The sequence below is a fragment of the Afipia birgiae 34632 genome (assembly GCF_000308295.2).
GTDB lineage: Bacteria > Pseudomonadota > Alphaproteobacteria > Rhizobiales > Xanthobacteraceae > Afipia > Afipia birgiae.
The window spans coordinates 2,920,450-2,944,842 of the sequence record NZ_HG326652.1 but is presented as its reverse complement, the minus strand read 5'-3'; the positions used below and the strand labels follow the sequence as shown (position 1 = coordinate 2,944,842).

Annotated in this window: 23 protein-coding genes and 4 pseudogenes; 15 read left to right on the top strand and 12 right to left on the bottom strand. The window is 59.4% G+C overall.

The features are described 5' to 3' along the window. Positions 1-42 precede the first annotated feature (42 nt). Positions 43-381 carry a cyclic nucleotide-binding domain-containing protein gene (locus tag BN32_RS13870; protein ID WP_051488466.1) on the top strand — a complete coding sequence of 113 codons (339 nt, stop codon included), beginning with the start codon at positions 43-45 and terminating at the stop codon, positions 379-381. Here the strand turns inward: BN32_RS13870 and BN32_RS26205 are convergent. Next, positions 317-486 (bottom strand): annotated as a pseudogene (locus BN32_RS26205) (IS3 family transposase); the annotation flags it as partial. The gene BN32_RS13870 and the pseudogene BN32_RS26205 sit on opposite strands and share 65 nt — an antisense overlap. A 32-nt stretch (positions 487-518) precedes the next feature. Then, a complete protein-coding gene (locus tag BN32_RS25615; protein ID WP_019198828.1) occupies positions 519-1,196 on the bottom strand; it encodes a class I SAM-dependent methyltransferase in 678 nt (225 codons plus the stop codon). A gap of 152 nt (positions 1,197-1,348) precedes the next feature. Here BN32_RS25615 and BN32_RS13860 point away from each other — a divergent pair, with 152 nt between their 5' ends. The 9 genes and pseudogenes from BN32_RS13860 to BN32_RS13825 all read left to right on the top strand — a co-directional run bounded on the left by BN32_RS13860 (position 1,349) and on the right by BN32_RS13825 (position 11,095). Further along, complete coding sequence (locus tag BN32_RS13860; protein WP_162161314.1) at positions 1,349-1,741, top strand: hypothetical protein; 393 nt, start codon at positions 1,349-1,351, stop codon at positions 1,739-1,741. A gap of 119 nt (positions 1,742-1,860) precedes the next feature. Then, positions 1,861-2,256 carry a FixH family protein gene (locus BN32_RS13855; RefSeq protein ID WP_019198826.1) on the top strand — a complete coding sequence of 132 codons (396 nt, stop codon included), beginning with the start codon at positions 1,861-1,863 and terminating at the stop codon, positions 2,254-2,256. A gap of 85 nt (positions 2,257-2,341) precedes the next feature. Continuing rightward, the gene (locus BN32_RS13850; protein WP_019198825.1) at positions 2,342-3,769 is read left to right on the top strand and encodes an efflux RND transporter periplasmic adaptor subunit; all 1,428 of its coding nucleotides are present in this window, start codon (positions 2,342-2,344) and stop codon (positions 3,767-3,769) included. Next, positions 3,766-6,921, top strand: a complete 3,156-nt coding sequence (locus BN32_RS13845; protein WP_019198824.1) for an efflux RND transporter permease subunit — start codon at positions 3,766-3,768, stop codon at positions 6,919-6,921. Before BN32_RS13850 ends, BN32_RS13845 begins: the two co-directional genes overlap by 4 nt. A gap of 60 nt (positions 6,922-6,981) precedes the next feature. After that, positions 6,982-8,397: a TolC family outer membrane protein gene (locus tag BN32_RS13840; protein ID WP_051488465.1), complete on the top strand. Its 1,416-nt coding sequence runs from the start codon at positions 6,982-6,984 to the stop codon at positions 8,395-8,397. A 160-nt stretch (positions 8,398-8,557) separates the two neighbouring features. Continuing rightward, positions 8,558-8,929: pseudogene (locus tag BN32_RS27730) on the top strand (sigma-70 family RNA polymerase sigma factor); the annotation flags it as partial. Positions 8,930-9,002: 73 nt separating this feature from the next. Then, a pseudogene (locus BN32_RS27725) lies at positions 9,003-9,265 on the top strand (hypothetical protein); the annotation flags it as partial. Continuing rightward, positions 9,222-9,581, top strand: coding sequence for a carboxymuconolactone decarboxylase family protein (locus tag BN32_RS13830; RefSeq protein WP_040425725.1), 360 nt, complete (start codon positions 9,222-9,224; stop codon positions 9,579-9,581). The pseudogene BN32_RS27725 and the gene BN32_RS13830, both read left to right, overlap by 44 nt. A 248-nt stretch (positions 9,582-9,829) precedes the next feature. Next, positions 9,830-11,095: an acyl-CoA dehydrogenase family protein gene (locus BN32_RS13825; RefSeq protein WP_019198820.1), complete on the top strand. Its 1,266-nt coding sequence runs from the start codon at positions 9,830-9,832 to the stop codon at positions 11,093-11,095. Positions 11,096-11,286: 191 nt separating this feature from the next. On the opposite strand, the gene BN32_RS13820 is transcribed toward BN32_RS13825, so the two are convergent. Together BN32_RS13820 and BN32_RS13815 are read right to left on the bottom strand one after the other, a co-directional pair. Further along, positions 11,287-11,706 carry a hypothetical protein gene (locus BN32_RS13820; protein ID WP_019198819.1) on the bottom strand — a complete coding sequence of 140 codons (420 nt, stop codon included), beginning with the start codon at positions 11,704-11,706 and terminating at the stop codon, positions 11,287-11,289. 320 nt (positions 11,707-12,026) lie between these two features. Then, positions 12,027-12,290: a hypothetical protein gene (locus BN32_RS13815; RefSeq protein WP_019198818.1), complete on the bottom strand. Its 264-nt coding sequence runs from the start codon at positions 12,288-12,290 to the stop codon at positions 12,027-12,029. 317 nt (positions 12,291-12,607) lie between these two features. Here BN32_RS13815 and BN32_RS13810 point away from each other — a divergent pair, with 317 nt between their 5' ends. Continuing rightward, positions 12,608-13,651, top strand: coding sequence for an FAD-dependent oxidoreductase (locus tag BN32_RS13810; RefSeq protein WP_040425723.1), 1,044 nt, complete (start codon positions 12,608-12,610; stop codon positions 13,649-13,651). 39 nt (positions 13,652-13,690) lie between these two features. Here BN32_RS13810 and BN32_RS13805 read toward each other — a convergent pair whose 3' ends face one another. The 3 genes and pseudogenes from BN32_RS13805 to BN32_RS13795 all read right to left on the bottom strand — a co-directional run. After that, complete coding sequence (locus BN32_RS13805) at positions 13,691-14,266, bottom strand: UbiX family flavin prenyltransferase (RefSeq protein WP_040425717.1); 576 nt, start codon at positions 14,264-14,266, stop codon at positions 13,691-13,693. Then, the gene (locus BN32_RS13800; protein WP_040425716.1) at positions 14,263-15,792 is read right to left on the bottom strand and encodes a UbiD family decarboxylase; all 1,530 of its coding nucleotides are present in this window, start codon (positions 15,790-15,792) and stop codon (positions 14,263-14,265) included. Before BN32_RS13800 ends, BN32_RS13805 begins: the two co-directional genes overlap by 4 nt. 190 nt (positions 15,793-15,982) lie before the next feature. Next, positions 15,983-16,225, bottom strand: a pseudogene (locus BN32_RS13795) (helix-turn-helix domain-containing protein); the annotation flags it as partial. Positions 16,226-16,426: 201 nt separating this feature from the next. On the opposite strand from BN32_RS13795, the gene ubiT reads away from it, so the two are divergent. Genes ubiT through BN32_RS13775 form a run of 4 tightly spaced genes read left to right on the top strand, consistent with a single transcriptional unit; the run spans position 16,427 to position 19,386 of the window. Next, positions 16,427-16,981, top strand: a complete 555-nt coding sequence (ubiT, locus tag BN32_RS13790) for a ubiquinone anaerobic biosynthesis accessory factor UbiT (RefSeq protein WP_019198812.1) — start codon at positions 16,427-16,429, stop codon at positions 16,979-16,981. Then, entirely contained in the window at positions 16,972-17,949 is a 978-nt protein-coding gene (gene ubiU, locus BN32_RS13785; RefSeq protein WP_019198811.1) for a ubiquinone anaerobic biosynthesis protein UbiU, read from the top strand. Before ubiT ends, ubiU begins: the two co-directional genes overlap by 10 nt. 49 nt (positions 17,950-17,998) lie before the next feature. Then, positions 17,999-18,943, top strand: coding sequence for a ubiquinone anaerobic biosynthesis protein UbiV (ubiV, locus tag BN32_RS13780; RefSeq protein WP_040425713.1), 945 nt, complete (start codon positions 17,999-18,001; stop codon positions 18,941-18,943). A 44-nt stretch (positions 18,944-18,987) separates the two neighbouring features. Beyond that, complete coding sequence (locus BN32_RS13775) at positions 18,988-19,386, top strand: hypothetical protein (RefSeq protein WP_019198809.1); 399 nt, start codon at positions 18,988-18,990, stop codon at positions 19,384-19,386. Positions 19,387-19,395: 9 nt separating this feature from the next. Here BN32_RS13775 and hemN read toward each other — a convergent pair whose 3' ends face one another. From hemN to BN32_RS13750, 5 genes are all read right to left on the bottom strand, one after another. Then, on the bottom strand, positions 19,396-20,748 hold the full coding sequence (gene hemN, locus BN32_RS13770) for an oxygen-independent coproporphyrinogen III oxidase (protein WP_040426487.1): 1,353 nt from the start codon (positions 20,746-20,748) through the stop codon (positions 19,396-19,398). A 64-nt stretch (positions 20,749-20,812) separates the two neighbouring features. Next, the gene (locus tag BN32_RS13765; protein ID WP_040425709.1) at positions 20,813-22,132 is read right to left on the bottom strand and encodes a molybdopterin molybdotransferase MoeA; all 1,320 of its coding nucleotides are present in this window, start codon (positions 22,130-22,132) and stop codon (positions 20,813-20,815) included. A gap of 419 nt (positions 22,133-22,551) precedes the next feature. Next, positions 22,552-23,076, bottom strand: coding sequence for an RES family NAD+ phosphorylase (locus tag BN32_RS13760; RefSeq protein ID WP_019198806.1), 525 nt, complete (start codon positions 23,074-23,076; stop codon positions 22,552-22,554). Then, positions 23,073-23,558, bottom strand: a complete 486-nt coding sequence (gene parS / locus BN32_RS13755) for a type II RES/Xre toxin-antitoxin system antitoxin (protein ID WP_019198805.1) — start codon at positions 23,556-23,558, stop codon at positions 23,073-23,075. Before parS ends, BN32_RS13760 begins: the two co-directional genes overlap by 4 nt. A 122-nt stretch (positions 23,559-23,680) precedes the next feature. After that, positions 23,681-24,385: a cyclic nucleotide-binding domain-containing protein gene (locus tag BN32_RS13750; protein ID WP_283805245.1), complete on the bottom strand. Its 705-nt coding sequence runs from the start codon at positions 24,383-24,385 to the stop codon at positions 23,681-23,683. Positions 24,386-24,393: the final 8 nt, after the last annotated feature.

Here is a 24,393-nt window from a genome sequence, read left to right as displayed (position 1 = left end):
AGGTCAGGAGAGCTTCGGGAGTTGGCAAGGCTGTCACAACGCGTGCGCTTTGGTTCCAAGATGCCGTTGTTCGCGGAGGGAGACCATTCCGATGCGGTTTACAATGTGTCGGAAGGAACGGTTCGCCTCTACAAGCTGCTGCCTGACGGCAGGCGGCAGATTATCGGATTTGCGCTGCCTGGCGATTTCATAGGAGTTGTGCCGGGTGTTCGCTGCGGCCTCTCGGCGGATGCGATCGGGTCGGTCATGGCATGCTGGCTTCTAAAGGAGTCTTTCTTACGTTTCATAGAGTGCAAACCGCGCATGATGCCGCGCATCGGCAGATCCGCTCAACCCGCTTCTTGTTCACCGTCCAGTCGGCCCTGCGAAGCAATGCCGTAACTCGGCGATATCCGTAGCGGCCATATTGGCGGGCAAGTTCAATGATATCGGCAGTTAAAGCTGCCTCGTCGTTGGAATCTTGCGCTGCGTCGATCGGTGCTGCCCGTCTCTCGGATATGCCAAGCTCGGTCATCACATCACAGTTTCCTGGCTCTAATGACGGATATGCGTCCAATTCCCACAGACTGCGACGATTGTCGGCGTATGCCGACAAAGCCGGCCTTAACAAGAAAACCCGTCCAGCTTCCGTTCAGATGTGGCGTTGCGGCAGCCGGCCCAGAGATGCGCTCAGTGAATTTGAGTATTCGGTGCTCATTGGAATTTGTCGGCTTATCGTAGTCTGCCACATGTAAAGTGCCGCCGCGTCGCAGGATCCTTCGCAATTCGTTTGCAAGGCGATACTTTTCATCGGGCGAGCGATCATGGAAAGTAAGTACGCTCACGGCCTTATCGAAAGAGCCGGTGCCGAACGAAAATCGATCGCCAGTCGTCTCGGCCAAGACCTGAACATTCTCGATGTGACGGCGCGTGATGTCCCGCACCGCTTTCGCGACGCTACTTGGGTCAGGGTCCAAGGCGACAAAGGTCGTGCTTGGAAAACGCAATGCAAGCATAATCGCCATCGACCCGCTACCTGCGCCGAAATCAAGAATGCGGTCGTCCGCCCGAGGCGCAAGAGAATCGATAACCGCTTCCTGCCAGGATCGATCACTCATCACTACGTCGAAAAAGCCTTCGTAGAGAAGTCTGGCAAAACCAAGCCGTATTCGGTTGGAAACACGCGCCAATCCAACCACTGCCTGCGGCGGTGACATGTTTTTCCGTCCAATGCAGATCAATCCCAAGCTAAGCCAAAACACTAATCGGGAATTAAAGGCTGCAAGTTGAGCCAGATCAACGACCTGCGAGATTCTTGGGGTCACAAGGGAGAAACTTGAGGATACCGCCAGCACGTATGAATGGGCGGGTGAGTAAAACGACGATGCGCCTCTCTCGAACCATCTTGGCCCTGGTGACCGCGCTGTCGGTGGCAATGCTGCCGATGGCGGGAGCTGCCATTTCTGGCTCGATGGCGTACGGCTTGGCTGAGGTCGCATCGCAAGAAATGGCAGCTGTGGCTTCCGACGTGCCGGAAGCCCTGGACGACTGCGGTGCGGACCAGACCAAGGCCAACCCTTGCGACCAGCCGAGCGATCAGTGCCCGCTGGCCTTCTGCGCGTCGCAGTCGGGTGCCGTGGCTGATATCGCCAGTTTTCCTTTTGATTTCCCGATCGTGGCGGGAAATCCGCTCCCCATTCCGGTGGATCAGGTCGTCGCTTTGCATAGCGGCAGTCCGCCGTTCCGTCCTCCGCGCGTCTGATCTTCTCTCGCGTGCTGCCGACGCGCAGGCCGTTTGCGCTCGCGTGTGGCGACAATTCCGCGCGCCTTCGATTCGGTTCCGAAGCCGTGGATAGACCAGACCCATGAGGAGAAGATCCAATGATTTCAAAGTTCACGCGCGTCGTGGCGTTCGCCACGGTGGTGAGTCTCGCAGGCTCCGCAGCATTCGGGGCAGCAAGCGATTACGCATTCGAGCCCGTCAATGCGGAGATGAAGAAGGGCGACGACGTGACGGTGGCGGTGCGTCTGATCAACAAGGCCACGGGAAAGCCGGTGCCGGACGCAGTCATCATCCGCACCCGCGTCGACATGGCGCCTGACGGCATGGCGGAGATGGAATCGCCGGTCAGCCCGCTGCCGGCAAAGGAGCCTGGCGTCTACGCCTTCAAGACCGATTTGCCGATGGCTGGTCGCTATCAGCTCAGCGTAGCCGCCAAGGTACAGGGCGAGGCGGAGACTGTGATCGGCAAAGTGGTGATCAAGGCGGGCAAATGAGGTTCTCGTCGGCGCTCCGTGGAGCGCCGACGCACCTTAATCCAGCTCAAAGTGCCTGCGTGAATGCGCTCTTACGGTGAATTATATGAACAAGCTTCTGACCACACTTGCAGCCAGCATCGGGCTCGCCGCCGTCGGCGTTTGGCTGAGCCAACAGCCGCTCTTGCGGGCGCAGATCCATCTGACCAGCGCGGCCGCGGCCGAGCGGCTGGTGCTATACTATCGCGACCCGAGCGGCGCGCCGTTCTGGTCGGCTGGTCCCAAGAAGGATCAGCAAGGTCGCGACTATCTCCCCGTCTACGACGACCAAGAGCCGTCCTTCGATCCGCCTGCGAAGCCGCAAGCCGCTCAGGGGGCGCGCAAGATCCTGTACTACCGCAATCCGATGGGGCTGGCGGACACGTCGCCGGTGCCGAAGAAGGACGGCATGGGGATGGACTACATCCCCGTTTACGAGGGCGATGACAGCGACGACGGTTCGGTCAAGCTCTCGCCGGGCAAGATCCAGCGGACCGGCGTGAGATCGGCCCCAGCCGAACGCCGCGCGATCCGAACCTTGGTGCGGGCACCCGGCACGATCCAGCTCGACGAGCGCCGCATCTCGGTCATTGCTATGCGCGCGGAAAGCTACGTGCAAAAGGTCGCCAATGTCACTACCGGGTCGAGCGTCTCGGCAGGGCAACCGCTGATGGAAATCTACAGTTCCGCCGTCGCGGTGGCTGCGGCCGAGTATCTCGCGACCATCAATTCCAAGGTAACCGGGGGTATCGAGCTGTACGGCCGCGGTTCTCGGCAGCGGCTGATGAATCTCGACGTTCCCGAGCCGGTCATCGCGGCAATGGAGAAGAGCAGAACAACCCCAATTGCGATTCAATGGTCCGCGCCGCGCGACGGCATTGTGCTGGAGCGCAACGCCATCGAAGGCATGCGCGCGCAACCAGGCGACGTTCTCTTCCGCATTGCGGATATTTCGGTCGTGTGGGCTCTGGCCGACGTGGCGGAACGCGATCTCGGTAGCATTGCGGTCGGTCAGCCCGTTGCGGTGCGCGCCCGCAGCTTCCCCGGGCGGGAATTTTCCGGCAAGATCAGCGTAGTCTATCCGCAGGTGAACCGCGAAACGCGAACCGCGCGGGTCCGGATCGAACTGGCGAACGCCGACCTCGCGTTGCTGCCGGACATGTATGTCGACGCTGAGATCGGCACCGCCAGTGGGACAGCGGTCGTCGCCGTCCCTGACAGCTCCGTGCTCGATACGGGCAGCAGGCAAGCCGTCTTCATCGACAAGGGCGAGGGCCGCTTCGAGCCGCGCACTGTCAAGCTAGGCCGCCGTGGCGACGGCTACGCCGAGGTGAAGGAGGGCGTGAGCGAGGGCGAGGCGATCGTGACCTCGGCCAATTTCCTGATCGATTCCGAAAGCAACCTGAAGGCCGCGCTGAAGGGCTTTGCGGAAGCCGCCACGCCGCAGACGACCGAAGCTTCAAGCGGGGCGAAACACGTGGGAGGGCACCAATGATCGCCCGAGCCATCGCCTGGTCGGCACGCAATCTGCTGTTAGTGCTGTTCGGCGCCGCCTTTGCGACAGCCGCCGGCCTTTACGCGCTCGTGCATCTTCCGCTCGACGCCATCCCCGATCTTTCCGACACCCAGGTGGTCGTCTACACCGAATATCCCGGTCAGGCGCCGCAGGTGATTGAAGACCAGGTCACCTATCCCCTGACCACGGCAATGCTGACGGTTCCAAAATCGAAAGTCGTGCGCGGTTTCTCGTTTTTCGGCGTGTCGTTCGTCTATGTCATCTTCGAGGACGGCACCGACATCTATTGGGCGCGGTCGCGCGTGCTCGAATTCCTCAACGCCGCGGCCTCGCGGCTGCCAGCCGGCGTGACACCGACGATCGGCCCCGACGCCACCGGCGTGGGATGGGTCTATCAGTATGCGGTGGTGTCGAAAGAATTGAACCTCGCCGAGACACGCACCATTCAGGACTGGAACCTGAAATTCGCGCTGGCCAAGGCTGAGGGTGTCGCGGAGGTGGCCAGCGTCGGCGGCTTCGTCAAACAATACAACGTCATCCTCGACCCGCAGCGCATGCGTGATCGCGGCATCACTATGCAGAAGATGCGCGATGCGATTCGCGCCAGCAATGCCGATGTCGGCGGCCGAACGGTGGAGCTGTCAGAGTTCGAATACGTCATTCGCGGCAAGGGCTATCTGAAGAACATCAACGACCTCGGCAACATCGTGCTGAAGACCAACAACGGCACGCCGGTTCTGCTGCGCGATGTCGCCCGCGTGGAACTCGGGCCGGACGAGCGCCGCGGCATCACCGAGCTCAATGGTGAGGGAGAGGTCGCCAGCGGCATCGTGCTGCAACGTTTCGGCGTCAATGCGCTTGACGTGATCGACAACGTCAAGAAACGCTTCAAGGAGATCGCGAGTAGTCTGCCGAAATCCGTCGAGATCGTTCCGGTTTATGACCGCTCCAACCTGATCAACGCGGCCATCGCCACCCTCAAGCATACGTTGCTGGAGGAAAGCATCGTCGTTGCCCTGGTTTGTATCGTCTTCCTGTTGCATGTCCGAAGTGCGCTGGTGGCGATCTTGATGCTGCCCGTTGGTGTGTTGATGGCGTTCGGCGCGATGAAGCTGCTCGGGCTGGGATCCAACATCATGAGTCTTGGCGGCATTGCGATCGCGATCGGCGCCATGGTCGATGCGGCCATTGTCATGATCGAGAATGCACACAAGCATCTGGAACGATCCGAACCGGGACAGTCAAGAGTCGATATCCTGATCGAGGCAGCATCGGAAGTCGGTCCCGCGCTGTTTTTCAGCCTGCTGATCATCACCGTGTCGTTCATGCCGATCTTCACGCTGGAGTCGCAGGAAGGACGGTTGTTCAGCCCGCTGGCCTTCACCAAGACATTTGCGATGGCTGCCGCGGCCTTGCTGTCGGTGACGCTTGTCCCGGCACTGATGATCATCTTCGTGCGCGGCAAAATCGTTCCGGAGCACAAGAATCCGATCAACCGCTTCCTGATCTGGATCTATCGGCCGGTGATCAAGGCTGTGATGCGCGCCAAGACCCTGGTGATCGTGCTGTCGCTCGCCGTTCTTGCAGTGACGATCTGGCCGGCTCGTCAGCTCGGCACCGAATTCATGCCGAATCTCAACGAGGGCATGCTGCTCTTCATGCCGACGACGCTGCCGGGTATTTCGGTGACCAAGGCAGGTGAACTATTGCAGATGCAGGATAGAATTATCCGGTCGTTTCCGGAGGTGGCGTCTGTCTACGGCAAGGCGGGTCGCGCGTTGACCGCGACCGATCCCGCTCCGTCGGAAATGTTCGAGACCATCGTCAACCTGAAGCCGAAGGAGGAGTGGCGGCCAGGCGTGACGGTTGACAGTCTGGTCGCGGAGATGGACAAGGCCCTGCAATTCCCCGGCGTCTCGAACGCATGGACCATGCCGATCAAGGCCCGCATCGATATGTTGTCGACCGGCATCCGGACTCCGATCGGGGTCAAGGTGATCGGCACCGATCTGGTTGAGATCGACAAGCTGGCCAGGCAGATCGAACAGGTGCTCAAGGCCGTGCCGGGAACGTCATCGGCTTATGCTGAACGCGGGATCGGCGGATACTATCTCGACGTCACACCCGACCGCGCTGCTCTGGCGCGCTACGGAATCATGATTCAGGATGTTCAGGATGTGATCGGGACCGCGCTCGGCGGCCAGACCGTCACGACGACGGTGGAAGGACGGCAGCGTTTCGGCGTCAATATGCGTTATCCGCGCGACATGAGGGACAGTCCGCAAGCCATCGCGAACGATGTCCTCGTTCCGATGCCCGGCGGTGGCGCAGTGCCGCTCGGAGAGATCGCCAAAATCGAACCGGCGCGTGGACCGACATCGATCCGCACCGAGAATGGCCAACTGGCGACCTATATCTATGTCGATATCCGCGACCGCGATCTTGGAGGCTACGTTGCCGACGCGCAGCAAGCCGTGCAGGCCAGTATCCAGTTTCCGCCGAGTTACTATGTGGTCTGGAGCGGCCAGTATGAATATCTCGAACGCGCCACCGCGCGCCTGAAGATCGTGGTGCCGGTGACGCTGCTCATCATCTTCATGCTGCTGTATCTCAACTTCCGCTCCATCACCGAGACCATGATCGTCATGCTCTCGCTGCCCTTTGCCCTGGTCGGCGGGATCTGGCTGATGTGGTGGCTCGGCTTCAATATGTCGGTCGCGGTCGTCGTCGGATTCATCGCGCTGGCCGGCGTCGCCGCCGAAACCGGCGTGATCATGCTGATCTATCTTAACCATGCACTGGCGGAGATCAAGGCGAGGCGTGACGCTGAAGGCCGGGCATTAACGCGTGCCGATCTTTACGATGCCGTCATGGTCGGTGCGGTGGAACGCGTGCGCCCGAAAATGATGACCGTCGTGGCAATCATGGCGGGCCTGCTGCCGATCATGTGGAGCACCGGCACTGGCTCGGAAATCATGCAGCGTATCGCGGTTCCGATGATCGGCGGCATGATCTCGTCCACGTTGCTGACGCTGATCGTGATTCCGGCAATCTATGGATTGGTTAAGGAAAGACGCCAGAGTTCTGTCGTCCAAGCGAGACGGCCGCAGAGCGACCCTCTCAGGTCTTGATGTGAGTAGTACCGATTCCCGTTTCGTAACGTCGAAATTGACGCAAACCGGTAGCAAAATATGCATAAATCGCCGCTCAAACCGATTCAAGCAGCTAAGAGAGTGCAGCATATCTCTTCCCTCGTAATCTCGGTTGCGGTTTCGTTGGTCGCCTTGCCTGGGCGAGCGGAAACTTTGCCGGAAGTATTGGTCAGGGCGTACCAGGGAAATCCGCAACTCAACGCCGCGCGTGCCGGTCAGCGGGCGACCGATGAGAACGTTCCACAAGCGTTGGCAGATTATCGCCCGCAGATCATGGCGAGCCTAAGCAGCGGACTGCAGGCGGTCCGCAATCTCTTGCCCGACAACTCCGCGCAGGGCGCAACGCTTCGTCCATGGACGATCGGCTTAACCGTTACGCAAACCCTCTTCAACGGCTTCAAGACTGTGAACAGCGTACGGGTAGCCGAAATTCAGGTACGCTCAGGTCGTGAAGCGTTGCGCAACGTTGGTCAAGGCGTGCTGCTGGACGGTGTTACGGCCTATATGGGTGTGCTTGCCAACCAGGCGCTGCTCGAAGCGCAGCGTACCAATGTCGCATTCCTGCGCGAACTCCTCGGCGCTACTCGCAAGCGCCTCGATGCCGGCGATGTGACGCCGACCGACGCAGCGCAGGCGGAAGCGCGCTTGAGTCGGGGATTGGCGGATCTCAACGCAGCAGAAGTTGCGCTCGCCGTCAGTCAAGCCGTCTACCATCAGATTGTCGGAGAGCGTCCGGTTCAGCTGGTACCGGCCGCAACAGTGGATCGCTTATCACCGTCCGGGCTTCCTGAAGCGACGAAAGCAGCGACGCGTGAGCATCCCGCGGTTCTTGCGGCGGGATTTGATGTTGACGTCGCCCTGACGACTATCAGTGTGGCGGAAAGCAGTCTGATGCCAACGGTGACGGTCCAGGGAAGCGTTAGTCGCGGAGTTCAGACTGATACGAATTTGGGTACAACGCGTATGGATCAGGCCTCAGTGATTGGCCAGATCGGGGTGCCAATTTACGATGGCGGTATGGCTGCGTCGCGGACCCGGCAAGCCAAGGAGTTGGCGTCGCAAAGCCGGATCGTCCTTGAACAGGTCAGAAACCAGTCGCGAACCGCGGTGGCGAGCGCGTGGGCAACCAACGAAGGAACCAAGATTGCGCTCACGGCTGCCGAGTCGGAGGTGCGAGCCGCCGGGATCGCTTTGCGAGGTGTGCAGCGTGAAGCACAGGCCGGCCAGCGCACGACGGTCGATGTCTTGAACGCACAACAGGATCTGACCAACGCACGCGCGCGCCAAATTCTGGCTCAGCGTGACCGGGTGATCGCGTCCTACACGCTGCTGAGCGCGACGGGCCGGCTCGATGTTCGGACGCTGCGCCTCGATACGCCTGATTATCTGCCGGAGGTGCATTACCACCAGGTGCGTGACGCTTGGTATGGCCTGCGAACGCCCTCGGGACAGTGAATTCCTTGAGACCACCAACTGAGATGCAGGACGACCAAGTTAGCGAGTTCCACGATTTTTCGACACCAAGGCGCTGGTGTCTGTAACCAAACCAGGTAGACCGGCAAAATTAACGATATGACGCACGCTGACGATCAGCGAAATCGAACTGAAGGCGCTGATGCTTTCAAGCCTGGATGGCGACCTGACTTCGTACCGCGCGCTGCTTGAGCGATTGAGCCGCCGTCTACGGGCTTATTACAAAGGCAAACTTTCGGGAATTGGGAAAGGCGCGGCAGAGGCTGAGGATCTGGTTCAGGAAGCGGTGTTGGCGATCAACATCAGGCTACATACCTATGACCTTGCGGGGCCGCTTTCGCCATGGGTGAATGCTGTTGCGCGCTACAAGTTGATCGATTTCCCGCGTCGAAGCCGCAGGTCGCTCGCTGATGTGCCTATCGATGAGGCCGATCAGATCATGGCACATGACGACAACGTCGACGCCGAGAGTACATACGACGTCAGACGGATCTTGCAGCGGCTGCCGAAAAATATGCGATGCGCCATCGAGGCGGTAAAATTGGACGGACACAGCATAGCTGAAGCAGCAGCGATGTGGTGCTGGGGAAGCCGGCGCCGTGCGCCTCAAGCCCATTCTGCTTACCGCTCTGGCGGCCATGATCGGTGCCGCGACCGTTCTTCTCGATCCGATCTTTCAGGGCTGGCGATTTCGCTGCTGTTCGGTCTGGTGTCGTCGATCCTGACGGTGCTTGTGATTCCAGCTATCTACATCGCGCTTCGTGAACCTCACCGCAACTATCATCCAGCAAGTAAGGAAGTCTCGAATGGAAAAGAACTATTCCGAACTCACCAAGCGCATTTCCGCTGATTTGAGGAAATTGCGCAAGGATATACCCGATACCATGCAAGCGTTTTCGGCGCTCGCGCAGGCCGCCACGCGCGATGGCGCGTTGGACAAAAAGACGAAGGAATTGATCGCGCTTGCGATCGGCGTGGCCGCCCGTTGCGATGGCTGCATCGGCTTCCATACCGAGGCCTTGGTTAAACTCGGCGCCACCCGCCAGGAAGTGGAAGAGACTCTCGGTATGGCCGTCTATATGGGAGGTGGCCCGTCGCTGATGTACGCCGCCGATGCCATTTCCGCCTATGAACAGTTCGAGAAGGAGCTGACCGTTGCAGTCTGATCAACAGTAAACTGAGCGCATCACAATTCGCCAAAGCGGAATATCAATCCCACTGCTAGGTGCTGTGACTATCATCGCTGCCACTCATTCGGCCGTTGCTCCATTCAGTAGAACCGGCTCGCGTTTAGCTTCACGCCACTTTGGCGTGACAAAGTCACACCGGAGCTTGACCTACATCAACGACAAGAAATCCATTCCTTCATCAATGAAACTATAGGATTCCGCATGCAGGCGAAAAAAGGACCTCAATGGATTTCGATCACAGCGAGAAAGTTGAACGCTTGCGGTCGCAAATTGGCGATTTCATGCGCTTCCATGTCGAGCCAGCGAATCGGGAATGGCACCATGAGGTTGCTTCAGGACGTTATCCGGTGCCTCTCATCGAGCGGTTGAAGTCGCGCGCGTTCATGGAGGGGTTGTGGAATATATTTCTTCCCGGCCTCAAGGAGGATGAGCCAGGCCAGCGCCTTACCAATCTTGAGTATGCTCCGCTTGCGGAGATCATGGGGCGGGTTCACTGGGCATCCGAGGTGTTCAATTGCAGCGCTCCCGACTCCGGAAACATGGAGTTGCTGCATCTGTTTGCGACTCCTTCACAACGATCCCAATGGCTCGCCCCCCTGCTAATCGGGGAAATTCGCTCCTGCTTTGCAATGAGTGAACCGGATACAGCGTCATCCGACGCCAGGAACATCCGAACGACCATCCAGAGAGATGGCGACAGTTACGTGATCAACGGCCGCAAGTGGTTCATCACCGGTGCGCGTCATCCCAATTGCCGGGTCGCTATTGTCATGGGGGTAACCGGCGAGCACCCGTCGCATAGCTCGTTCGATCAGCATTCGATGGTTCTTGTACCGATGGACACACCGGGTCTCAAGATTGTGCGCAGCATTCCCATCATGCACTACAGTTCCCCCGAGGGACATTGCGAACTGTTGTTCCGGAACGTCCGCGTTCCAGTTTCGAATCTTATCGGTGAGGAGGGAAACGGTTTCAGGCTGGCCCAGGAGCGGCTCGGTCCCGGGCGCGTGCATCACTGCATGCGCACCATCGGCCAGTGTGAGTTGGCGCTTGAGCTCATGTGCGAGCGTTCGTTGGAACGACAGACGTTTGGGCGTCGTATCGCCGATTTCGCCAATGTGCAGGACTGGATCGCTGAAACACGGCTGGAGGTCGATCAAGCCAGGCTTCTGGTATTAAAGGCAGCCCACAAAATGGATCGTGAGGGCAATGCGGCGGCGCGCGTCGATGTTTCGGCAATTAAGATCGTTGCGGCCCGGCTTCAGACACGGGTTATCGACAGGGCCATGCAGGTGTTCGGCGCAATGGGCCTGACGCCAGATACACCGCTATCCTATCTGTGGACGTGGGGGCGCGCCCTGCGCTTTCTCGATGGACCCGATGAAGTTCATCTGCGTGTTGTTTCCCGAGCGGAACTGGCAAAAGCCAAAGCCAACAGCGGCAAAAGTGCACCCTATTTCGTGCCGCCTATCGGCTTTGAAGCAGGATGAGCGCGGCGGGTTCGATTTGGATCTCTTGCCGTATGGATGCAGCCACGGGCAAAGTACGTCCCCTAAAATCGAATTTCGCGGCTCCTCGAAAAATGCCGACGGCATCGACTTTTTTTGCTATTCCGGCGTTCTCAAAATCGCGTACGCGCGATGATCGATGAACGGATCGTCGGGCCACCGCGGTCCACGGATCAGTACGAAGCACTCGCCGGTTTCGGCACGGGATCGACGGCGTAGGATGTCGGGAATCCACCGTGTAGAGGTGAGATGAGTGCCATGCGCGCTCTGGCGAATGGCCATTGCTTATCGCGACTCCAGTAGAAATCCATGCTGTTCCGAGATTCGTGGACAATCGCTCGCCTTGCCTCGCTCTCTTCGCGGGTGTCGGCAATAGCGATAATGTTGCCGCGCGCCACGCAGCGTACGGCTCCGCGGAGTGTCATCTCAGTCTCGAACACGACATCGGCTAACGGCATGCCGTAGGTAACGCGGCCAGTCTCGTCCTCGACGAGCAGTCGGCGTTCTTTCGTGTCGAACCAGACCTTCACGCGGCTCCCGATTGGCGGCGGATACTTAGCGACGTGAAAGATCTTGGGCTTCTCTGCTTTCAATGTGGTCCTTCCTCCGGGGCGGCATCTGGGCCCTTGTACGTAGATGTAGCGTCATTCCCTTTGGTGAGAGGGCGGGCCTTCTATCGGCACGGCGTACACCAAAATTCTCCCGTAGCATGTCAATGCGGTGTCCGGAAATTGTACATAGAAATTGGACAATCGGCCTCTCTCATCGAAGGGTGTGCTGTCACAATTCAGCCCTCCGATAGAACGTTGCGCCGCCCGGACGCCGGCGGCCTCGATCTCCCTATCCACCACCAGGCGATGCCGTCCCCGTTGCTTTGCCAGCGCGAGCGCCAACACTGTGTTTTGTGTGCGCGCTAGGCCGGTTGCCTGGCGAGTGCGAACAGGGACACGAATTCCCGCTCGAAGCGTTCGACCTCTTCGGTCGTCACGATGACAGCGGGACAGCGGTTGACCAGGTTCACGACGGTGATCGTCTTAAGGTGTCCGGCGGCGATCAGGCGGCGGACGGTGCCGCCGTGCATCTGCAGGCGGCTCTGCAAGTCGTAGGCGGTGAAGCCGTCGTAGTCGGCCCCGCGCACCAGGGCGCGGACTTCCTCGATGTCAAGCAGGAGAGACATGTAGCCGCGCTCGGAGGTGAGCTTTGAATTGCCAAGGCCCCGCCGTTTCCGACGAGGCCTCATCTGCTACCAAAGTACAGGACGTTTAATTAGGGGACGTACTATGCTCGGCCTGCAACGGATGACGAAGCTCTATCGCTAGGGCCGGACGTGATCATATTTTGATCCGGATCAACGCAACGATGCTCGGGTTAGGATTGAATGCAGAGTGTTCCGAGGGGCGCTCCGGCAAGGAACTGAGATACCGCAACTTTGCAACGGGGAAAGCGCGGTGACCCCTTGACCCTGATCCGGGTCATGCCAGCGAGGGGACGGGAATGCTTCGAGAACCATCTTCCTTGTGCGGAACATCTTCCGTCATTGTAATTGGCGCAGGCATCGCCGGTAGCTGGCAAGCGTTGCTGTTTGCGCATGCAGGCTACGATGTCACACTGCTCGATCGCGACAGCGCCGAGATGACCCAAGCGACCAGTCATTGGGCTGGCGGCATGCTGGCGCCCTGGTGTGAGGGCGAATCTTCTGAACCGCTGATCACGCGCCTCGGCGTTCGGTCGCTCGATCTGTGGCGTCAACATTTGCCCGAAACACCGTTCAACGGTTCTCTTGTCGTCGCTAATTCACGCGACCGCCCGGACTTCGAGCGCTTTGCAAAGCGGACGACCGGCCATGAACGCCTTGATGCCGGGGGTGTCATGAGCCTTGAGCCATCGCTGGACGGAAGGTTTCGTGAAGGCCTGTTCTTTGCGGGCGAGGGACATGTTGAACCACGCGCCGTGTTGCCGCAACTGCATGCAAGGCTTGCAGCGAACGGTGGCATCGTTCGATTCCAGTCTGAATGCGATCCAGAACAACTTGCCAAGGAGACCGGCAGCATTGTGATCGATTGCCGGGGCCTTGCAGCTCGTAAAGAATCCTCCGACCTACGTGGCGTCAAGGGTGAGATGGCCATCATTGAAACGGCGGAAGTACGGTTGTCGCGCCCGGTACGCTTGCTGCACCCGCGCTGGCCAATCTACGTCATTCCGCGCGATGACAATTGCTTCATGATCGGCGCCACCACCCTCGAGAGCGAGGATACCGGGGTCAGCGTGCGCTCGGCGCTGGAATTGCTCACCGCCGCTTATGCCGTTCATCCGGCATTCGGCGAAGCGCGTATCGTCGAGATCGGCGCAGGGCTTCGGCCTGCGTTTCCTGACAACCTGCCGCGCATCATCGTCGGCAACAGAAAAATATCAGTGAACGGGCTTTACCGTCATGGATTTCTGCTGGCGCCCGCATTGGCCGAAATGACGCTCGCTTACGCGCAGCGCGGTTTCATTCACAATGAGGTGATGCAGTCTTCCTTCGATGCGGCGTTCTAAAAATGGTGGCGGGTGTTCGCCGGTAGCTGAAGAGCAGCATTAGCCCTCCCATTCGCGCGCCGAAATGTGGAGATCGAGATTGAGAAGGTCGATCGTCCGCCGCGCGATATGGTCGATCATCTCGATTATCGAACTTGGCTTTTGATAGAATGCCGGAACCGGCGGCGCAATGATTGCGCCGATTTCTGTCGCCGCAGCCATTGCTCGCAGATGACCGAGATGCAGAGGAGTTTCCCGCACCATCAGTACGAGCTTTCGCCGCTCCTTGAGTTGAACGTCTGCCGCGCGGACCAGAAGATTGTCTGCGGCGCTCGCGGCGATCGCGGACAAGGTGCGGATCGAGCACGGTGCCACGATCATGCCCGCGGTGCGAAAGGAGCCGCTGGCGATGCTTGCGCCGATGTCTTCATTCGGGTGATGGTGCGTGACTATCGCGGAGACAGCCGACAGAGCGTTTGGCCCAATTTCGTGTCGGAGCGTCCGTTCGGCGCTGCGCGTGACCACCAGATGGACATCGCATTGGTCATTCTCCGATAGCAACTCGGCAACTCGTACGCCGAGCGCTGCGCCCGAGGCCCCGCTAATTCCGACTACGACTCGCAAGCGGTTGCTCATCGCGCGCTATCTCCGAATGCGGCGTTTGGCGGCAGGCCGAGCTGCTGCCAGAGCCTGTCCACGCGCTCGACCACCGCGCTGTCCATGGTGAGGAGTCGCCCCCATTCGCGATCCGTTTCGGGATGGACTTTCGTGGTCGCGTCGATACCAAGCTTGCCGCCGAGGCCCGGCTTGGGAGAAGCAAAGTCGAGATAGTCGATCGGCGTGTCCGTCAGCGTGATGAGATCGCGTGAGGGATCGGAACGCGTAGCAATCGCCCACATCACGTCGGACCAGTTGCGTACATCGATGTCTGGATCAACGAGGATGAGAAATTTCGTGTAGGTGAGCTGCGGCAGCATTGACCAGAGCGCAAGCATGACCCGCCGCGCCTGTCCCGGATAACGCTTAGCAACAGATGCGATTGCGATCCGGTATGAACACGCTTCGGGGGGAAGCCACAGATCGACGATCTCGGGAAGCCGCTTCTTGAGCAACGGCACGAGAAGCTCGTTGAAAACTTCGCCGATGCGTGAAGGTTCGTCGGGCGGTCGGCCGGTGAAGGTGGAAAGATAGATCGGCTGTCGGCGCATGGTGATCGCGGACACGCGCATCACAGGAAAATTCTCGACGGCATTGTAGTAGCCGGTGTGATCGCCAAACGGTCCTTCCGGGGCTGTCTCGCTTGCGGAGACGGTGCCTTCTATGACGATCTCCGCTTCAGCGGGAATCATCAGCGGGACGCTGACGCAACGTGCGAGCGGAAGACGCGCACCGCGAAGGAGGCCGGCGAAGCGGAATTCAGAAAGTGTTTCCGGCAGGGGAAGAACTGCTGAGAGAATCGTTGCGGGATCGGCACCAATTGCGATCGCAATCGGCATGTCGAGTCCGCGTGCCTTCCATTGATAATGATGGCGGGCGCCCCCGCGGTGGGCGAGCCAGCGCAGGATTGCACGATCGCGGCCGATCACCTGCATTCTGTAAACGCCAACATTGGCATTGTTGCCGGCCTCGTCGTCGGGCGGCCCGGTGATGACCATCGGCCAGGTGATGAGTGGCGCTGGTTCCTGTGGCCAGCAAATCTGCGCCGGCAGCCGCATAAGATCGATCGATTCTCCGCGCCACACAATGTCCTGTACGGGCGGCGTGTCGACCTGCTTGGGGCGCATTGCCATGATTGCGCGAGCGAGAGGCAGTTTTGCGATCGCGTCTGCGAAATCGCGCGGCGGGCGCGGCTCACTCAGTTCCGCGAGCGCTTCGCCAAGGGCTGCAAGCCGCTCGGGATTGACGCCGAGTCCCCAGGCGATGCGTTCCCGTGTGCCGAACAGATTCACGAGGACAGGCATTTCAGCTGTAGTGCCGTCGGCCTTGATCGCCGCCTCGAACATCAGCGCCGGGCCGCCTGCCTGCAGGACGCGTCGATGAATCTCGGTCATCTCATGGACGACCGATATCGGTTCGCGGACTCGGATAAGTCGGCCACCATTTTCAAGATGGGAAAGGAAATTGCGTAGATTGGTGAAAGGTGGCTGGTCGCGGCGCAGCACAGGTATGTTCTCCAAAATCTCAGAGTCGATAAGTATTTCTCTGCGTCTTTGCTGGAGGATTCGGAGATGTATAGGCCAGTGTCATGTTCAGCGAACATGGCGGCGGAAGCTGTGACCGCTCACACCGCAGTCTATGCGTGTGTGATCAGTGCTTTCCCGCCTGCGGAAATATGGACCGGGCGGCATCGGTCCATCGGCGATGCGGCTTGCCGGATGGAATGAGGTCGATCAAGGGTATGGCCATTGCGTTCGATACTCGGCGCAGCAGTACGATGGAGATGTTGCCTCTGCCACTCTCAAGTAGTGCAATGTAACGTTCGGAAATACTCGACGTCTGGGCCAGCGTCTTGCGCGACATGCCGCGAAGACCGCGTGCGGCCATGACTCGTTGACCGAGTTCCTCAAGAAAGATCAAGTCTGCGCGCTGGATCATATGAGACCGTCATCGTGGAGTGGAAAGGGCCGCCATCTCCAAGGCACGTACCGAAAATGTGCGGGTCTGGAAATCACGGGAGGGACGCGGCACACCGCCTCCTTAAAATCGAATTCAGCATGGATTCCCCACATATTCATTGTTCTCGAACAAAGAGTTAGCTTCGGCCGGATGATATGAAGACTTGAAAGGGGAAGTCTCATGCCGGTATCCGGTTCGTCCATATCGAGACTGCCGCTTGTGTTCGCCCTTGCGGGGCGAGTCCTGCCGCTTTTGCCGTTGCAGCCAGTACTCGCCGCCTCGCTCTACGGGATACAGAAGCGGCATCCGCAAATTTTCGATCGTCTCGGCGCCCATGCCGCCAAACGGTACGGGCTCGATCCGATAGACCTGCCTTTCGCTTTTGTGCTCGAGCCCAGGAGGGTGAACCCAACTGTCACTGCAACAAGGTCCCTGCCGCGACGGATTGACGTCCGGATTACGGGGCCTCTCGCGGCGCTCATTGGACTCGTGGACGGGTCCTGCGATGGGGACGCGCTCTTCTTCTCGCGGGATCTTCAGATCGAGGGCGATATGGAGGCAGCGGTCGCGCTGCGTAACGCAATCGATGACGCCGGAATTGACATTGTCGCTGAATCCGTCGCGTGGATGGGGCCGTTGTCGCCCATCGTCGAGCGGCTCGTGCGGGGCGTCATCGGCGATCCCCCCGGACAGCAGCGGCGCGATCTGGCGTCCAAGGGCGGATCATGGAACTGATCTGCCCCGCCGGAACGCCAGCCGCACTCAAGGCCGCCGTTGAAGCAGGGGCGGATGCGGTCTATTGCGGCTTTCGCGACGAGACCAATGCGCGCAATTTTCCCGGGCTAAATTTCAGCCGCGAAGAACTGCGGGCGGGGATCGCGCGTGCCCACAAACATGGCGTCAAGGTTCTGGTTGCCATTAACACGTTCGCGCGAGCGGGAGCGCTCGACGTCTGGAAACGCGCGGTCGACGATGCTGTCGAGGCAGGCGCAGATGCTTTGATTGTCGCCGACGTCGGCGTTCTCGACTATGCGGCGCAACGTCATCCGGACCAGCGCCTTCATGTTTCGGTTCAGGCCGCCGCCGCCAATCCGGATGCAATCAATTTCTATGTGAAGGCGTTCGGAGCGCGCCGGGTCGTTTTGCCCCGAGTGTTGAGCGTGGCCGAAATCGCTGCGATTGCGCGCGAGGTCAGTTGCGAGACCGAGATCTTCGTCTTTGGCGGCCTTTGCGTCATGGAGGAGGGGCGCTGTTCGCTCTCCTCCTACGCCACGGGAAAATCCCCGAACATGCACGGCGTTTGTTCACCGGCAAGCGATGTCCACTATCTCAAGCAGGATGGGCAGCTCATTTCGCGCCTCGGCGAATTCACGATCAACAAGTTTTCCGCGAGGGAGGCGGCGGGGTACCCGACGCTGTGCAAGGGACGTTTCCAGACTGAGTACGGTGCCGGCTATCTTTTCGAGGACCCGGTGAGTCTCGATGCAACCTCCATGCTGCCGGAATTGCAGAAAGCCGGCGTCACGGCGCTGAAAATCGAGGGACGGCAACGCGGCCGCGCCTATATCGAGCGCGTGGTCCGCAATTTTCGTCAAACGCTCGCGGAACTGGAAGGCGGTCTTCCTGCTCCGGTAGGCGGGCTGGTCGCTCTCACCGAAGGTCAGTCAACGACGGCCGGAGCTTATCGCAAGAGCTGGCGATGATGTCATATATGTTCATGATTCACGGCATGTATCGGGTGAGGTTACGCCGATGCAATTGACCCTTGGGCCTGTGCTCTACCATTGGCAACCTGAGCAGTGGCGCGACTTCTATTTCCGTATTGCCGAGGAAGCGCCCGTCGATGTGGTCGTGGTCGGCGAAATCGTGTGTTCGAAACGTTCGCCGTTCTTTGCGGAACATATGCCTGTGGTGATCGAGCGGCTCGCGGCTTGCGGCAAGCAGGTTGTTCTCGGATCTCTCATTCTCGTGTCGCTGCCACGGGAGCGACGGCAGATGGTGGAACTTGCCGGAAACACGGACTTCATGGTGGAGGCGAACGATCTATCCTGCTTTGGATCGCTCGCGGGCCGCCCTTATGCAATCGGCCCGTTTGTGAATATCTACAACGAGGCGACCGCGGCCTACTTCGCCGGACGGGGGGCGCGTCGCATCTGTCTGCCCCCCGAATTGCCGATGGACTCGATCCGGACCGTCGCGGCTACTTTGCCAGACGTCACGACGGAGGTCTTTGCCTTTGGTCGCGTGCCGCTTGCGATCTCCGCACGCTGTTATCATGCCCGCCTCCACAAGCTCTCAAAGGACAATTGCCGTTTCGTTTGCGAGAAAGATCCGGACGGGCTGACTGTGACCACGCTCGATGGCGAGCCGTTCCTTGCCATGAATGGAGTGCAGACCATGTCGCATGCGTGTGCCAATTTGCTGGGGGAGGTGGAAGAACTTGCCGCAGTGGGCGTCGGTGCACTTCGCCTGTCGCCGCAGCAATGTGACATGGTCGCGGTTGCCCGGGTTTTCCGCGACGTGCTCGACGGCAATCGGGAACACGAGGATGCGACTCGCGCGCTGTCGCAGATTTATCCCGATGTTCCGTTCGCGAATGGCTTCGTGCATGGACAGCTGGGCGCCGCGTTTATCTCAGCCTCCAAGGAGCCTGGTCTGGGTCGCGGCCGGGCGCAGATGCAGCATTCGATGCCATGAGTCACGACAACGCAGCGTCAGCACGATTTGGGAAAGAAACGGTCATGGCGGAGCAAGGCCGAAACAGCGAAACTATCGATCTGATCGCACGGCTACAGATTGTGCTGACACGCACGGATCTGGACTGCAGCTGCCGAGAGCTTCTCAGCGGCGCTCTTGAGCGATTCTCGGATCTTGAAGCGCGCCGTCTTTCGCGGCGGTCGCTGCTTCGTGCCCGCGATCACAAGGATCGTATCGCCGCCATTCTCGCGCTTCTGTCAGAACTCAACCAGTTGACCGAGAACGAGAGGGACCGCACTGTTTTCGTGGAAATGGCGCTGCTGTTTGATGAAATAGGCCATTCGGCTGCGGCTGGCGCGGTCGCCTTGCGTGACATCGATCCGCCCAAGGTGAACTGTCCACGCGATGAGCTGTCGTGCGCAGTCAGCACGATCCGGCTGTAGCCGCCTGTTTCAGACAGCGCGGCTGTAGACCGGGCCGGATGTCCCGATATACGCATCGAACGCGGAGGCGACGCTGCGCACCAGATGGCGTGCGTCATCCCTGATTGAAAGCACAGCGCCGTCGAGATTAACGACGCCATCAGCCGTCAGTCCGTGCAGGCGGGTGGCTGATTGTAGAGTGGTTGCCGGCGTTGTGCCATGCCTCGCGCAAACCTGCTGAAGGTCGACGCGGAAGTCGCACATGATACGTTCGATAATGTCGGCACGCAGGCGGTCATCGGCTGTTAGCGCATAGCCCTTCTCGGTCGCCAGATCGCCGCGGCCGATCTGCGTACAATAGGATCGGGTTGCGGCGTCATTCTGGACGTAACCTTGGTCAAACCGCCCAATGGCGCTTGCGCCGAAGCCGATCAGGACATCACTTGTGTCGGTGGTATAACCTTGAAAATTCCGGTGAAGGTTTCCCGCCGCTTGCGCCGTCGCCAGACTATCTCCCGGAAAGGCGAAATGATCGAGGCCGATCTGCCGATAGCCTGCCGCGGTCAAGGAGTAGGCGATCATGTTCGCCTGAAGGTGGCGATTGGCACCATCTGGAAGTGCGGCTTCATCGATCTTGCGCTGGTGTTTCTTGAACGTTGGTACATGCGCATAGCCAAAGACCGAGAGGCGGTCGGGACGAAGCCAAAGGCATTTCCTGGCCGTATCGAAACACGACGCCACTGTCTGACGCGGCAAGCCGTAGATCAGGTCGAAGTTTATGCCGCGTACACCCGCCGCTCGCAATTGTTCGGTCGCAGTGGCTGTGTCTTTAAAACTCTGAATACGATTGATGGCTTGCTGCACGGCGGGGTCGAAGCTCTGCACGCCGAGGCTGGCCCGCGTGACGCCGCTCGCGCCGAGTTCAAGTATCATCTCGCGGGTGAGCGTGCGCGGATCAACCTCGACGGCCACCTCAGCGTCGGAACGAAGAGTGAATTTTTGCCTCAGAATATTCATCAGTTCTGCAAACTGCGAGGGCGTTACGATGGTCGGCGTTCCTCCGCCGAAGTGTATGTGATTGATCCTGAGCGGCCGCACGACATGACTTGCCACCATGTCGATCTCGCGTCGCATCTCTGCGAGATATTCGGCAATGGGCTCGTTGCGCCGGGCAATCGTCGTATTGCAACCGCAATACCAACACATGGACCGGCAGAAGGGAATGTGTAGATAGAGCGAAACCGTTTGTTCTTGCGAAACCGATGCGAGCCACTGACGATAGGTTTGCTGCGAGATAGAGCATGAAAAATGCGGCGCGGTCGGATAGCTAGTGTAGCGCGGCAGACGTTCCTCTCCATAACGAATGTTGAGATCGGAGCGCATGCGTGCGGTGGCTCGGTGAAGGTTCACGGGCATATCTCGTCATGCATAATGAAAGTTGGCGTTCCTACAGGGCGAACCATCCGACCAGATCACCAAGCTTAACATCGCCGTAGTCGGGATTGATCACGACAAACCCATCCGCCTTGCTTAGAAGGAAGAGCTTTCCGGAATTGGCTCTTGGAAGTACATCCACAAGCGGTGCTCCGTTCGCGTTATATCCCTTGAGAACTCCGGGCAGATAAGTCGAACGCCCGGTCCGGCATGTCCATGTGAAATCTGCGATCACGGGACGTACAGGCTCAACGCGCTGCTTCAGACCGGCCCATGCCCGCAACAAGCCATCCACCACGACGCGGAACGTCGTGAAGACCGCCACGGGATTGCCTGGGAGGCCGATATAAGCGGCTTGTCCGACCTGACCGAGTGTCAGCGGTTTTCCGGGTTTGATCGCGACGCGGGTGACTGCGATCGTTCCATCGCAATCTCGGACGACGTCAGCCATATGATCTTCATCGCCGACAGAAACGCCGCCTGTGGTGATAACTACGTCCGCCTGCGCTGCGGCATCTCTCATATAGGCGCGCAGCACTTTCGGCTCGTCATAAGAAGTGCCAAGATCGATGAGATCGATCCAGGGTTTGTCCAGCAGGCCTCGCAGAATGTAGCGGTTCGAATTGTAGATCTCGCCCGGCGCTATATCCTCCCCGGGCTGGCGCAATTCCGACCCTGTCGAGAAGATAGCAACGCGGAGCTTGCGGAACAGTTCCACCCGCGGTATTCCCGCCGATGCCGCAACGCCCATCGCCCGCGGGTCCATCAGACTCCTGCGCTCGATCAATGTGTCGCCGGTCTGGACATCCTCGCCGCGGAGCCTGATGTTCTCGCCACGTTGCGGAATGCGGGAAAGCACGACAATATCCCCCTCGCGCCGTATTTCTTCTTGGGCGATGACGGCATTCGCGCCGGGCGGGATCGGTGCTCCAGTCAGAATTCTGACGGCGCTACGGGTTCTCAGCGTGATTTCTTCCTTCGTGCGGCTGGCTGCGATGCGCCCGATCAGTCTCAACCTTACCGGCAGAGAGCTACCAATGTCCTTGACATTGACGGCATAGCCATCCATCGCACTGTAATCGAAGTAGGGTTGCGGCGCTTGCGCAGTGAAGGTCTGCGCCAGAACACGTCCAGAGGCGTGTTGCAGATCGACGGACTCCGTCGTCACCGGAAGTCTCAACGTCAACCCTTTCTCGACCGCGAGATCGACAGGGGTCAGCGTGCCGTCCTCATGATCCGCGCACGTCGGCAGCAAGATTTCATCCTGCTGGTTGCTGTGACGCTGGCGCAGAACAGGCGGTAGCATCTCGGGGGATTTGCGAGGATGACCCATTTGTGCGCTCCATTCTACTTCAGAGGAAAGATGCCCGTGTTCCGCGGGGCCATCGCGTGCAACATTTAGCAAGTCCTCCGAGCTTCACTTTGCGCTATCGCAATGCTGTGTCGCTATTTTGTCCTGCTGTTCATACCTTTCGCGACGACTATTTGCAGCCGTGTGCCTCATTCATTGGGTTCATAAGGAACGGCAGAAAGCCGGCGAGCCAGACACCGTATGCGGCTGACCACAATGCGGCACTCAGCCCATAGTGGAGGCCGGATAGCGACAGACCTAAGCCCAATTCAGGTAAAATGCGTACGATGCGGCTTGGTGAAGCGTTTCCTTCCACCATCTCATCGAATTGCGGCCCTCATTGATCATATCAGCATCGATGGATATCGGCGCGCTCTGCGGCAGCGCTGGGTCGGTCGCTGCTATGGAGATGATCCTGGCGTCAAAGCCGGAGGATGGAGACGCGTATCGAGTGCGAAGGCTTCCTGAATGTGCTGCTGGTATGCGCCTGTCGCCTTGGTCGGATCGAAGATCAGATTCCAGCTATGGGTGGACACCGCGCTTGGAATGACGACGAACTGGTGCTTGGCCAGAAGCGCATCACCGAACGCCTGCTGTCCTGCGCTTGGGATTCCGGGCCGCAGCCAGTTGACGTTGGGAACGTCGGCAGGCTGAACCACATGAACGCCAGACACGTCGACGACATGAAGTGCGGTCAGGACATGTGGCAGCGTGTCGAGCGCTTTGAAGCCTTTGTGAACCGCGACTTCGAGGATCGCGGTCGCGGGATCGAGGGCGCTATAGACGACGCGAACACCTTTGCTGTTCCATCGGCCGCCGAACTGGAAAGCGCCTTCGCCACTATCCCAGGTCGGCGCGAAGCGCGCCTGATCGAGGCGCCAGGCGATGAGATGGCTGCCTCCCAACGGCACTGGCAGAGGCGTCATGCATAGACGCCGTATGCGAGACGTTCGAGATATTGCTCAACAAGTTCGATGCCCGCTGGCGTGGCAAGCAGGTCGATCGGGCGGCGCTGGTCAAGGCCGATAGCCGGACGCTCGAGCCACTGCTCGGCCTCTCCCTGCGAGCCGAATACGTCCGTGGCCTTGGCTAGGATTTCGGCAAACTTCCAGGTTCGCCCGCTTTGTTCCTGGCTGAGCGGCTTGGCGGGAGCGTCCTTGCGCCGCTGAAAGGTGCGAAGGCTCATTCCGACGGCTTTTTCCAGCGAGTCCGTCTTGTGAATCACGAGGAGCCCGTGAATGAGGTGGTTCAGCGCGGATCCGGGCAGCCCATGCACCAACAGCTCATGGGCGTCGAGGGAGCTTGTGATGGGGCGCGACAGGATGCGCGGCCCGCCAAGCAGTTCGGCCACTTTCTGCAAGTGATCCCCTGGCCCTTTCGAACCCGGTTTTTCGGCGGCGACGGCCATGGTGGCGCCCTCTGACACGTGTCGCTTAAATATGTGTCATATGTCGTAATAAATCAAGTATGGCGGGGGCCTAGTTTCCCGTGAAAGAGCTCTTGCATCGTGCTGACTGCGGTGCGGGCGCTTTACGATGCAGGATCGTCGATGAGCCGCTGTGGGCGCGCGAAGACAGCGAGTTGATCCTTGTCATCTATGACGATCTCACGCCCTCGAATCCGCACACCGTACTCGGTCAGATACGCAAGGCTTCGCGACAGGTTTTCCCGCGTGGTGCCGATGTGTGACGCCAGCGTGCCGCGGTCGAATGGAATCACGACATTTCCTTGATCAATGTCCTTCTGAGCCTCGGCCAATATCCAGTTGGCCAGTCGTTCGACGCTCGACCGTGCCATGTATCCTTTGAGTTTCTTGACCGATCCGCGGTAAGCGAGCGCAAGTTCTTTTGCGACCATGCGGGCAAAGGCGACGTCCTGATCGAAAATCTCGCGGGCTCGCTTTGCGGGAATCAGCAGAATGCGTGATTCAACCAGCGTTCTTGCCGAATTCAAATAGGGCTGGTCGCTGACGATGGCTGCAAGAATGAACGTCGACACAGGATTGACCAGTGAGATCCCCCACTCTCCGCCATCCTGCTCGGTGTAAATCTCGGCGAGGCCGTCGATCAGCACATGAAGGAAGTCGGCCTGATCGCCTTCATGGATCAGGACGACACCGGCCGGAAATTGCTGCAGCAATGCGGCATCCAGCAGACGCTCCAGATTCTCTAGACTCATTTCGGAAAACAGCGGCAATTCCCGCAACTGTTGGAGCTCATGGGGACGCAATGGCATCGCTCCGT